The organism is Barnesiella sp. (assembly GCF_022723415.1).
Taxonomy (GTDB): Bacteria; Bacteroidota; Bacteroidia; order Bacteroidales; family Barnesiellaceae; genus Barnesiella; species Barnesiella intestinihominis.
This window is the reverse complement of the sequence record NZ_JAIJHU010000005.1, coordinates 1-13,457: the sequence shown is the minus strand read 5'-3', so window position 1 is coordinate 13,457 and position 13,457 is coordinate 1. Positions and strand designations below refer to the sequence as shown.

Genomic DNA, 13,457 nt, shown 5'->3' with positions numbered 1-13,457 from the left:
AAACGAAAGCCGGATTTTGAAAATCCGGCTTTCGTTTTTTCAGACTCATACGAATCTTTTTATTTATCTCCCTGAACTAAAATAAACTCCGCTTTTTTCACATCATCGGGATTTCCTCCGACAAAGACCTCAAACAAACCGGGATCCGACTCACGACTTCCGTCTGCAAGTACATACTCCAAATCGGCCAATGATAATTCAAACGAGATATCGGTTCTTTCTCCTTTTTTCAAAAAGACCTTTTTGAATCCTTTCAATTCTTTTTCGGGACGAGTTATCTTCGAACAAACGTCCCGGATATACAACTGAACCGTTTCTTCCCCGTCATAATTTCCCACATTGGCGACAGATACATCGATACGAAGTTTCTCACCCGGAAACATAGTATCCTTATCCAGTTTCAATTCTCCATATTCGAAGCGGGTATAACTAAGCCCATATCCAAACGAATACAGAGACACGTTCGGACAATCCAAATACCGCGTTACATACCGCACATTGGGAACATAAGGACGTCCCGTACTCTTGGCATTGTAGTACACCGGTATCTGACCCTCGTTATAGGGGAAAGACATAGTGAGTTTACCCGATGGATTATACTTCCCGAAAAGGACATCGGCTATCGCATTCCCAGCTTCGGAACCCAACTGCCAACACTCTACGATAGTACCTATATTTTCTTTCTCCCAATCGAGAACCAACGGCCTGCCGTTACTCAACAACAGTACAATAGGTTTCCCTGTCTCTTTGATTGCTTTAAGAAGCTCCCGTTGAACACCCGGTAAAGTCAAACGGGTACGGCTGGCAGCTTCTCCGCTCATAAACCGATTTTCACCCACACAAACAATCACCACATCGCTATTTTCTGCCACTTGTACCGCCTCGGAAAAACCGCTTCGGTCATCTCCCTCTATTTCACATCCTTTTGCATAACGGATCCTTACACCCTTGCCGACAGCTTGCTTAATGCCCTGTAATATACCGATCGCATCTTTACCGTCTCCACGAGCGCACCAAGAGCCCAACATATCATCTGGATTATCGGCCAGAGGTCCTACGATTCCGATATTTTTACAGCGATTGTCCAGAGGCAATATACCCTCTCTATTCTCCAAGAGCACAATAGATTTGCAGGCCATCTCCCGAACTACCTTTCTATGTTCTGCCGAAAGTATCTCTGCCTTTTCCCGCTCTGCATCACAATAACGATACGGATCATCGAAAAGGCCCAAATCGAATTTCAACCGAAGAATACGTCTCACGGCATCGTCGATTAAAGATTCTGAAACTACTCCCTCACGAACCAATTTTTCAAGAGACGATACATAACAATATCCTTCCATATCCATATCACAGCCGGCAGTAACAGCCAACTGGGCAGCATCGCACTTATCCTCGGCAACCCCGTGAGGTATTAACTCCGCCACAGAGCCCCAGTCCGAAACCACAACACCCGGAAAATTCCACTCTCCTTTCAATATATCCCGAACCAAATAAGTCGAACCGGTCGCAGGTACACCCATCACCTCATTGAACGAATTCATGAACGTCGCGACACCTGCATCAGCTGCTGCCGAAAAAGGAGGCAAATACAATTCCCGGAGTCTTTGTTTGGAAATATCTACCGTATTATAATCCCGACCTCCTTCTGCGGCCCCGTAGCCCACAAAGTGTTTGGCGCAAGCAGCCATCGTATTGTATGCCGATAAGTCCGTTCCTTGGAATCCCCTTACCCGAGCTTTCGCGATTGCCGAACCCAAATAGGGATCTTCTCCTGAACCTTCCATAACACGTCCCCAACGAGGGTCACGGGCAATGTCCACCATCGGGGCAAAGGTCCACTGTATCCCGGAGGCCGTAGCCTCCTCGGCTGCCACTCGGGCCGATTTTTCTATCAAGTCCATATCCCATGAGCAGCTCTCGGCCAGCGGAACAGGAGAAATCGTCTTATAACCATGAACGACGTCCAATGCAAATATAAGAGGTATATGCAACCTCGTATCGTTTACGGCGATTTCCTGCAAATGACGAGTACGCTCAACTCCTACGACATTGAGCATAGACCCGACCTGACCCGAACGAATCAGCTCTTCTTCATTGGAACACTCGGTAAGTTGTCCGGTAGGATCCTCTTTACTCGATACTTGATTCATCTGTCCGATTTTTTCCGACAAGGTCATCAGACGTAAAACAGAATCCACTCTCTGCTCCGTCCTATCTTCCTTCGCCGCACTCCACACACTCCCGGCGAACAAAAGCAAGAATAGGCACAAAGCCATTCTTTTCATTTCTTTAACTATCATACTCTTCACTATTTAATTTTACATCAAATCTGCCTTTTCACAAGTAATAATGTGAGGACTATGCGCAAATTTAGAAAAATCCTCACTGGCCGGATGCCCCGGAATGGGAATATAATAGCTCTCCTCCTCGTTCCACATATTGGGTCCGAAAACGACATAGCTTATCTTATATTTAGAAATCACCGGATCCAGTATAGAAGAAAAGAAATTGGATATTTTTACCCCTTTCGACCCTGTGTCCGTTAAAGCAGGTAATTTTTTGTTCGCCTCGGCAAAACGGTTCATGGCCGATAACCCCATATTCAATCGTTGTTTATAAAGAGAGCCCGACTCATCTGACTCAAAATCTTGATATAGATTCAACCCTACAATATCGACATACTTGTCTCCGGGATAATACTGGCTTATTTCCTCTTCCGATACGATTCCATACATCGAATATGCATAAAGCACATGATGAATATTTTTTTTATTCCGCAGATAATCGACCGTCATGTGCCATAACCGAACGTAATCTTCCGGAGAACAATGTCCCATGCCCCAATCCATACTGGCTAAATTCGGAGAATGAAACAAATGAACGATAACAGGAATATGTCTGCCATCACTATTTTTCAGAGTCTCCAAAAAAACAGCGACTCGATCTAAATACTGCTCATACTCGACACGGCTCTCATTACCGGACAATACCGAACGAACTACATTTTGAAGAGAATCCTTCCGCAATAAGAAAGATAAAGATGGATTCCAAGAGAGAATCGTCACACCGTTCCTACGATACACCTGCTCTACATATTGTCTGATACGAAAAAACGGTATAGAATCCACATTCAATTCAGAACCCGACTCTATCCCGCCTAAATCCCAATCTACGACCGCAGGGTAATTGCCACAGACACTTTTTACATCGGATCGTCCCGGCTGATTATACCACATGCTGCCGTAAGCTAAGGCATCTTTATGTCCAAGCATTATACCAGCCTCCAAACGGGAAGTTAAATCATGACAAAAATCTTTCAATTCTGCCGAAGCCCTTTCGTCCGAAACAGTCCACGCAAAATTTGTCACACTCTTAGTTTCGTTACAAGCCGAAAGCCAGCCAACCAACGGCAGGCACAAACAAAAAATTGCTTTTGGGAAACTCCACATATCTTTTTTAATTTATCAATTTTTAAGGCTCAAATTTTATATCCTCCCTACTGAAATATATCATTTACACATCGATACAAATGTAGATATTCGCACATTAAACGGGTTGCACAATTCATAGATACTCCTTTTGCAAACGCGCTGCCGGTTGCGTAAATGTTGCAGATGATTAAATTTATGTAGCCTTCCCATTTGCAAGCTATATTATTCGAAAATAAATTGTATTTTTGCGTCAATAGAAAGAGGGACAAAACTAGTCTGCCTCCCACTATTCGGACATTTCCTGCTTTCACATTATATTGCAATTCATTAATACGCAAAGATTTCAATTTGTTCAATTTTAAGCGCCTGCTAACATTATGAATACAAAAAGGCTTTTTCTCTTTATATGCTCCTTATTTTGCTTTATATTAGTTCAAGCCGATACCGATAAATTCTTCGGTTCTAATAACCAACTTTCAAACAGCCATGTCAATCACATCTACCAAGATAAGAAAGGATATATCTGGATATGTACAGAAAATGGGTTAAACGTCTTCAACGGAATAGATTTTAATACTTTCACCCACATAGCCAACGATTCGACCTCATTGGCCAACAATTCGGTGTTATCGGTTTTGGAGGATAAAAAAGGAAGATTCTGGGTAGGGACGACCGATGGTGTACAAATCTTGGATCGCGAAACCGGTAAATTTCAGAAAGTAAACCTTTCTTACCGAAACATTACCAATTTCAGCTATATAAAATGTATTACGGAAGACAGCAAAGGAAACGTGTGGCTATCGACCAATCGTTCAGGTATTATCCGCATCAACGAGAATTCCATGAATGCAGTATATTACATGCAGACCAACAGTAATATTTGCAGCAATAAAATAAATACGATTTATGAAGATCGATTCGGAAATATCTGGATAGGTTCACAAGACAATGGTATAAGTGTATTGAATGTCGATAATCATACCATTGTCAACTATTCTCACGACCCGACGAACCCAAACACATTATCGAGCAACAAGATTTTTTCCATCATAGAAGAGCCTTCCGGGAAAATACTGGTTGCAACAATAGATGGGACCATCGATGCTTTCGATTTCAAAGAACGGTCTTTCCAAAGGAATTACATACCCTCCGTCGAAATGGTATATACTCTATACACCGATAGCAAAAAGAATCTTTGGATAGGAACCGACGGCTTAGGCCTAAAACGATATAACTTCAAAGACAAAACGATTACGACATACGAATCGGAGTTGATCAACTTGGACATGAGAAAAGCCAAAGTACACGGTATATTCGAGGATAAGCAACATAACATTTGGGTCGCCTTATATCAAAAAGGGATATTGATGATTCCGCTCAAAGACAAAATATTCAAAAACATAGGCTTTAATCCTTTCTACACAAACAAAAGCATTGGCAACGAATGTATACTGACAATTCTGGAAGACCATACAAAAGATATCTGGATAGGAACCGATGGAGACGGCATATACAGACTGAATGCCGACCGAAAAGTAAAAGCTCATTATAAAGACGGCAAGTTCCCCGCCAATGTCGTCTTATCCATCTTCGAGGATTCCCGAAAAAGAATTTGGATAGGGACCTATTTATACGGCTTATATCTGTACGACGAATCCACCAACCGCTTTGAAAAAAAGAATTTGCGTTGTAACAACACCGAGGTGAAACATGTAAACGCCATTGCGGAAGATGAAAAGGGCAACCTTTGGATAGGAACCAATGAGCACGGCGTATGTAAATATAACCCGAAAACCGAAAACGCCGATTTCTTGCTTTATGACCTCATGAAATCCAAAAACCAGATACTCAGCAATTCTGTCAACGCCATAGCCATAGATAGCAACTACATCTGGATAGGAACAAGTGTAGCCGGATTAAGCCGGTATGACATGTCCAATGGAAGTTTTGAAGATTATACAGCAGAAAACGGAAAACTAAGTAATAACAACATTTTTGCCCTAAAAGTCGATCATCGAGGAGGTGTATGGATAGGAACCAACTGGGGTCTCAATTATATTAATCCGAATACAGGAAAAATCCTCCAATACACCGAAAAGGACGGACTACCCAATGCAGCCATCAGCGGAATAGAGATCGATGCACAAAATCACCTTTGGATAAGTACTTATTACGGGTTATCTCATTACAACCCTCAACGAAACAAATTTACCAATTATTATACTTCCGATGGGTTGGTAAACAATGAATTTCGAAGAGGTGCTTATTTTCAATCAATAAGCGGAGAAATCTTTTTCGGAGGGATAAACGGACTTACCTTCTTCTATCCCTTCGAGAGCCAACCCAGCTATAATTTATCGAACCTTATCTTTACCGATCTATTCATATACAACGAACCGGTAATTCCCGGAGAATCCGGCTCCATCTTAAAGAAGTCTATCGATTACTCCGACGAAATTCGTCTGAACTATAATATAAAAAATTTCTCCATCGGATTCTCGGCATTGGAATATAACAACCCTAACAATGTCATATACCAAGCAAAACTAGACGGATTTGAAAAAACATGGACGACTTTACCCAACGGAAACAATACCGTAACTTATACAAACCTGAAACCGGGGAAATATACCTTATATATTAAAGCCCACTTACCTCATACCGAACCGATCAGCCGAAAAATAGACATCGTCATCACTCCTCCGTTATGGTTATCTTGGTGGGCGAAAGGTATCTATATTCTCGTCATTCTCGTTGGGGCATATTGTACATATATCAATATTAGGAACAAGAACCTCCGAAAAAAAGAAGACCTGCAAAAGAAAAACGAAAGTAAAATCATGCAGTCCCAACTGCAATTTTTTACCGACATTTCTCACGAAATACGTACCCCTCTTACTTTAATTTTAACTCCGATAGAAGAACTTATCAAAAACACGACAGATGAAAAACTGAAAGAAACCTACAAAATTATAGACCAAAACGGGCATCGCATTTTACGATTGGTCAATCAAGTTATGGAAATGCGTAAACTCGACAAAGGACAAGTAAAATTATTAGCCGAAGAAACAGATGTAAACATATTTATTCAGGAAATCATCGGCTCCTTTAAACACCTTGCCCAAGAAAAAAATATATCGTTCGATGTCCACATTGTCGACAATTTGCCCTTTGTATGGATCGATCAGGAAAAGCTAGATAAAGTCATTTTCAATGTGCTTTCCAACGCTTTTAAATATACCCCGACCAACGGGAAAATTGGAATGGTCGTCGATACGACTGAGTCATTCCTCAGAATCCGTATTTCCGACACCGGTTGTGGAATCCCGAAAGAACTAAGGGAAACGGTTTTTAACCGGTTCTATCAAGTTCCCAACGAAAACAATAAAATCAAAATGGGCACAGGAATAGGATTACATTTGTCTCGTAGTTTAATGGAGATACATCATGGAAAAATATTTGTAGAAGATACAGAACAACCCGGGGCCACATTTACAGTCCTTCTTCCTTTGGACGAAAGCTACCTAAAAGAAGAAGAGAAAAAGTTGGAACACTCCGATCGTAACTTAGCTACACTTGTACAGACTTCTGTCGCACCTTTCTTCTCAAATGAAACCTCCTCAAACACCTTATCCCCTCAAAATAAATACAAACCAAAACTCTTGGTTGTCGAAGATAACCAAGAGATTAGAAATTATATCCACAAAGTCCTATCAACCGAATACCAGATAATCGAAGCGAGCAATGGTAAGAAAGGGCTAGAAATAGCCATCAAAGAAAATCCAGATTGTATCATTTCAGATGTTATGATGCCCGAAATGGACGGAATCGAAATGTGCGATAAAATCAAAAAGAACGAACAGACCAGTCATATCCCGGTCATTATGCTGACTGCAAAAACAGCGATAGAACAACGCATTGAAGGACTAAAAGCTGGCGCAGACTCTTATATTCCCAAACCTTTCAATATAGAGCATTTGAAAATAAGAATCCGCAAACTGATAGAACTACGCCGTATTATGAAAAATAAATACGAGGGTAAATTCAATGAAATCAAAGAAGAAGTAACCAATATAAAATCAACAGACGAAAAGTTTTTGGAGAAACTGGAAAACATTGTAAAAAATAAAATAGCAGAATCAGATTTATCGGTCGAAACGATCAGTCAAGAAATCGGTATCAGTCGTTCTCAACTACAAAGGAAATTAAAACAGCTCACCAATCAAAACCCCAGTGATTACATAAAAACGACGCGATTACGACATGCGGCTTGGTTGTTATCATGCAAAAATTTGAGCGTTTCAGAAGTTTCCTATGCCACCGGATTCTCCTCGTTATCTCACTTCTCAAACAGCTTCAAAGAGTTTTATGGTATGTCGCCCAGCCACTATATGGAAATTCACCGCTCGAACAGGGATTCCGAGAAACCAAAAACAGAAAAATAACAATCTTGATTCCCAATTTACCACAATAAAAAAGCCGTATCTTTCGATACGGCTTTTTCTTATCAAAAATTTATATCGTTATTCCTCATTAAGAGTAATTCTCTTACAAGCAACAGCTGTAAGTTCTTTGTTGCTTGAATGAAGATACTGTTGAATAGTTTGCTTGGGATCTTTCACAAAAGCTTGTTCAAGTAAACAAACTTCTTGATAGAATTTGTTCAGACGACCCTGAGCAATCTTATCGAGCATTTCCTCTTTCTTACCCTCTTGACGAGCCTTATCTTTTGCGATTTCAAGTTCTTTTTCTACCACATCGGCCGGAACTTCATCACGAGAAACAGCGATAGGGCTCATAGCAGCAGCCTGCATAGCCACATCGTGAGCTACCTGATAATCGGTATCGGCGAGGTTAAAACCTACAATCGTAGCCAATTTATTCCCCGGGTGAATATAAGCGGTGGTATAAGGAGCCGAAATAGCTTCGTAGTAACCGAGCTCCATCTTTTCTCCGGTTTTACCGATTTCATCGACAATCAAGTTAGCGACGGGAGTACCATTGACAACCAAAGCCTTTACGGTTTCAAGATCGGTAGCTTTTGCCTCGATGGCAGCATCGAGAATAGATTTAGTCAAGGCTACGAAAGAATCGTTCTTAGCAACGAAATCCGTTTCGCACTTCAAAGCTACGATAGCAGCGAAATCGCCTTTGGCAGCAGCCAAAACGCAACCTTCCGAAGCTTCGCGGTCTTCGCGTTTAGCAGCGACAGCTTGACCTTTTTTACGAATAATTTCTTTTGCAGCTTCGATATCACCGTTAGTCTCGGTCAAAGCATTCTTACAATCCATCATGCCGGCTCCCGTAAGTTTACGTAGCTTGCTGATTTCAGCCATTGTAACAGCCATATACTTAATCTCCTATTTTTATAATTAGAAACGAACAAAGAGTGAAGTCAAAGAAAAGGCTCCACTCTTTGTCTTTGATTATTTTTTATTCTTCTACTTCTTTAACTTCGGCGGCAGGAGCTTCGTCCGTTATTTCGGCAACCTCTGCATCTTCGGCTTTCTTGCGAGAGATACGAGTTTTACGTTCTTTCTTAACAGGAGCATCCTCACCCTCGGCAGGAGCATCAACTTTTTCAGCCTTACGTTCTTCCAAACCTTCGGCAATAGCACCGCATACGGCATCGAGAACCACTTCGATAGATTTCGAAGCATCGTCATTAGCCGGAATAACGAAATCTACATCGTTCGGATTCGAGTTGGTATCTACCATAGCAAATACGGGAATACCTAAACGATTGGCCTCGCGCACGGCAATATGTTCTTTCAAAACATCGACAACGAACAAAGCGGAAGGCAGACGATTCAAATCGGCAATACTGCCCAAAGTCTTTTCCAACTTGGCACGTTGACGAGAGATTTGCAATTTTTCACGCTTAGACAAATTGTCAAACGTTCCGTCCTTTTCCATTTTATCGATGGTAGACATCTTCTTCACAGCCTTACGAATCGTAGGGAAGTTAGTCAACATACCACCCGGCCAACGCTCGATAACATATGGCATATTCACAGCAGAAGCCTTGTCGGCGACAACTTGTTTGGCTTGTTTCTTAGTAGCGACGAACAGAATTTTTTTACCCGATTTAGCGATTGATTTCAATGCAGCTGCGGCTTCGTCGATCTTTGCTACGGTTTTATACAAGTCGATAATGTGGATACCGTTACGCTCCATGAAGATATAAGGAGCCATAGCAGGATTCCATTTTCTTTTCAAGTGTCCGAAATGAACACCGGCTTCCAATAACTGGTCAAAATTAGTAATAGACATTTTTTCTTTGTTTAATTTGTTTACATTCTACTTACACAACCACAAGGTAGTTCCCTATGAAAAGAAAAGTCCTTGCGGTTTGGATACTAAACACAAATATATCTTCGGCGTCAGGCCGTCGCATATTAACGTTTACTGAACTGGAATCTCTTACGAGCTTTGGGACGTCCCGGTTTCTTACGTTCAACGGTACGCGGGTCACGAGTCATGAAGCCCTCCGATTTCAGAGCAGGTTTATCCTCGGGATTGATTTTCACCAATGCGCGGGCAATCGCTAAACGAAGAGCCTCGGCCTGTCCTTTGAAACCACCGCCATTCAGATTCACTTTAATATCATACTTTTCTGCAACGCCCAATTTTTCAAGCGGTTGCTTTACAATGTATTGAAGTATTGAAGAGGGGAAATAAACAGCCAACTCTCTTTTGTTTATCGTAACTACACCCGAACCTTCGCAAACAAATACTCGTGCTACTGCGGCTTTACGTCTGCCTAATGCATTAACTACTTCCATATTACTTATTTAAGGGTGTTAATATCTATTGTTTTAGGGGTTTGTGCAGCATGTGGATGCTCGCTTCCTCCATAAATATAAACGTTTCTCAACAATTGAGCGCCCAATTTATTTTTAGGGAGCATACCTTTCAGTACACGTTTGAATAATCTCGATTCTCCTTTTTTCATCAAATCGGCAGGAGACAATTCTCTTTGACCACCGGGATAACCTGTAAAGTTCAAATAAACCCGATCCGTCCATTTTTTCCCCGTTAATTGCACCTTATCAGCATTGATAATAATTACATTATCGCCACAATCCACATGAGGAGTATAGCACGGTTTGTATTTACCACGCAATATTTTAGCAACTTTTGCACACATACGACCCAAAACTTGATCGGTTGCATCAACCACAACCCATTCTTTTTTAACGGTCGCTTTGTTTGCAGAAATGGTCTTATAACTTAAAGTATCCACTGCTTATTCTTTTAATTATTAAATACTTAACATACACATAGCATTCATGCTTCCGGCCAAAGAAGGCATGGCTACTATTCAAATTTTCTCAAATTTGGGTAATAATCGGACTGCAAAGGTACGTTTTTTATTTGAAAAACAAAAGATTTCGATTTTTCTTTTACAGATTTAAACAAAAAAATCGGTCCGGAAAACCGGGCCGATCCATTATCAGAAAGTATCTTTATTTCACCAGAACTTTCGTTGTTCTATTCCCGACTTTCACAATATAGAATCCGGGTAATAGATCATATTGGTTCTCTCCTACCCCGACAGAATCTTCCAATACCGACATTCCCGAAATAGAATAAATCTCTATCTTAGAAGGAACCTCGGCTTGCACATACAACTTTCCATCTATGGCATAAACCTTAGCACCAGATGCAGAAAGTGAATTTACCCCCGAAGGGATATATTCCACGATCTGCCGGTCCGAAAATTCCGATTCGACTAAATCATCGCCCAGCAAACGATAGGCCGATACCTCATAACCGTATTTATACTGTCCGCATTGCAATCCGGTAAAGGAGTACGAAGTAGTTTCGGAGTCCCTCACAATAACACTGTTTTCCAATCTGGACACCTGAGCACCCGCTTTCAACTTTTGTTTAACGACAATATTATCGATAAAGAAAAGAGCACCGCCATCGGTAGCGAAACGGAGGCAATCTTTTTCAATACCGTTTTTCATTTCCACCGTAAATGTTTTAGACTCCGATTTCTCGAAAGTCAGTGTTTTAGTATCGTTTTCAGAGTAGATATATAAATCGGTCCAACCGCTCGAAACCTTTGCCCATGCTGTCACTGTCACTTCGAATACGGTATCGTTATTCAGCACCAGTTCGGGTGTTTGAAGAGTCGCCTGCCAACCATACCCTCCAAGCATACCGTTTGCCAAACGAAGTCCGCCGCTAAATAACCAATTGGGCAATAAAGTATAATCATCTAGAATCACAAGAGAACTCGACTCAAACTCGTCTGGATTTTCTGGTGTAGCCAAAGTCGTTACTTTCGAAAAATCTTCTTCCAAAACGACATATTCTTCGTCTTCTCTCGCCGTATAAACACTATAATTATTCACTCTATACCCCTCGGCCTTAGGTGTTTTTTCCCAATGTGCCGTGTATGACGATTCTGTTACATCGGTAGCGGCAGCCACAACAGGAGCGACCAATCCTATTACAGCGATTTCGTCAGATGGTTCAGACTGCACTCCATTTTCCGAAGAAGCCTTTACATAATAATAGTAATCCAAATTCTCGTCTAAGCCTTCCACATTATAAGACGTCACACTCCCTACATTCTTATCTTCGAAAACATATACATTTTCTCTGACAGGCATACAACTGTAAGAAATATCATCGATAGCGACACGTCCGTTATTCTTCTGTTCGAACCATATCTTTACCCGATAACAATCGGACGGTAGAGAAGAGGTAAGATCGATATAGCGCCCCGTTTGAAGCGAAGAAGCAAAAGAATAACCCAAGTCCTTCCACTCTACTCCATTAAAATATTCAGCATGAATTTTTGAGCTATTTCCAGAAAGCATAGTTTTACCCCAAAACGAAAAGCTATCCATAGGATCATCTTCCAACGGAGTTACGATAGAGTCTCCCGTAGCATCAAATGCCAATGCAACCGAAGCAGAACTGTAATTGCCTTCATCTGTATACACATGACGAGTCCCATGAGTAACGACATCGACAACCCAACCTTCGGGATATTGAGGATTATCAGAGCTAATCAACGAGTCGGTACAATTAACGGTATCGAAAGTCTCCTTCACTGTTTTCGGAGCCTTCCCATCAGGAAATCGTTTACTATACACGCTCAATAAATAGTCTTTGGCTCGCTCGCTGCTTTCCCAATGAGCCGTAAACCCCTCCCGCGTAAGATCAGTCGCTTCCAACGATTTAGGCGTAGGAATAATTTCTTTTATCCGAACAATCTTTATATCATCAATTAAAACTTTGTCTTCATCACCAGCAGAAAACTGAATAAAACAACGGTCAAAAGTACCTTTTTTAAACTCTCCCGTATAGGTTTGCCAGTCAGTGGTAAGTGTATGTGCATAAGAATCGATAGTGTTATAACCTTCACCCATCACTACATTTATTTTCGATTGATCCCCCTCTTGCAGACGAGCTCGAAAAGAATAAGTAATCACCCCCGAATAATCCCCCTTAGGCGTATTCAAATAACCACCTTCATAGAAATAATAATTATATACAGGAGCTATCGCACAAATTCCCCCAGCCTGAAAAATACCCATACCAGACCAACCCGCTTGTTGGGTATATTGGGCATCGATTGCGCCAGTACTTTCATCTGCCAAATCCTGTTCCGTAGGAGCTGTTTCAGCCCCCTCGACAAATTTGGAAAAATCCTCGTTAATCAATACGACCGGCGTCGATTCCGAAACAACGATCGCCGACACATTCACAGTTAATAAAACTACGAATAAAATACAAAGTAAACCTCTTTTCATAAACTAAAATTTATAGTGAATTTTGGATTTTTCAAAAAACAAATCGAAGAGCACGGATATAACCCAAAGCTCATCTACACTAAAACGAGAGGTTACAAATGTAAATATTATAAATAATAAACAAAATACAACATATCCATTTTCAAAAAATCTATATATTAGATATTATCAAAGGATTATGAACCGAAAATCAGGGGTATGGAGTGGCGTCGGGGACGACGGGGCGAGCTCTCAGGGACGGGAGTTT

8 protein-coding genes are annotated in these 13,457 nt (G+C 41.1%); 1 reads left to right on the top strand and 7 read right to left on the bottom strand.

Features of this window, described 5'->3' with window-relative positions:
* Nucleotides 1-59 precede the first annotated feature (59 nt).
* Nucleotides 60-2,303, bottom strand: coding sequence for a glycoside hydrolase family 3 N-terminal domain-containing protein (locus tag QVD32_RS01885; RefSeq protein WP_021891581.1), 2,244 nt, complete (start codon nucleotides 2,301-2,303; stop codon nucleotides 60-62).
* A gap of 18 nt (nucleotides 2,304-2,321) precedes the next feature.
* On the bottom strand, nucleotides 2,322-3,452 hold the full coding sequence (locus QVD32_RS01880; RefSeq protein WP_021891582.1) for a glycoside hydrolase family 26 protein: 1,131 nt from the start codon (nucleotides 3,450-3,452) through the stop codon (nucleotides 2,322-2,324).
* Nucleotides 3,453-3,811: 359 nt separating this feature from the next.
* Between QVD32_RS01880 and QVD32_RS01875 the strand changes: the two genes are divergently transcribed.
* Nucleotides 3,812-7,879 (top strand): hybrid sensor histidine kinase/response regulator transcription factor, encoded by a 4,068-nt coding sequence (locus QVD32_RS01875; protein ID WP_021891583.1) that lies wholly within the window; start codon nucleotides 3,812-3,814, stop codon nucleotides 7,877-7,879.
* 78 nt (nucleotides 7,880-7,957) lie between these two features.
* Here the strand turns inward: QVD32_RS01875 and tsf are convergent, their stop codons facing one another.
* The 5 genes from tsf to QVD32_RS01850 form a co-directional block, all read right to left on the bottom strand.
* Nucleotides 7,958-8,782 (bottom strand): translation elongation factor Ts, encoded by an 825-nt coding sequence (gene tsf / locus QVD32_RS01870; RefSeq protein WP_008862823.1) that lies wholly within the window; start codon nucleotides 8,780-8,782, stop codon nucleotides 7,958-7,960.
* Nucleotides 8,783-8,867: 85 nt separating this feature from the next.
* Nucleotides 8,868-9,707, bottom strand: a complete 840-nt coding sequence (gene rpsB / locus QVD32_RS01865) for a 30S ribosomal protein S2 (RefSeq protein WP_008862824.1) — start codon at nucleotides 9,705-9,707, stop codon at nucleotides 8,868-8,870.
* A 125-nt stretch (nucleotides 9,708-9,832) separates the two neighbouring features.
* Nucleotides 9,833-10,219, bottom strand: coding sequence for a 30S ribosomal protein S9 (rpsI, locus tag QVD32_RS01860; RefSeq protein ID WP_008862825.1), 387 nt, complete (start codon nucleotides 10,217-10,219; stop codon nucleotides 9,833-9,835).
* A 5-nt stretch (nucleotides 10,220-10,224) separates the two neighbouring features.
* A complete protein-coding gene (gene rplM / locus QVD32_RS01855; protein WP_008862826.1) occupies nucleotides 10,225-10,680 on the bottom strand; it encodes a 50S ribosomal protein L13 in 456 nt (151 codons plus the stop codon).
* A gap of 223 nt (nucleotides 10,681-10,903) precedes the next feature.
* Entirely contained in the window at nucleotides 10,904-13,210 is a 2,307-nt protein-coding gene (locus QVD32_RS01850; RefSeq protein ID WP_021891584.1) for a T9SS type A sorting domain-containing protein, read from the bottom strand.
* Nucleotides 13,211-13,457: the final 247 nt, after the last annotated feature.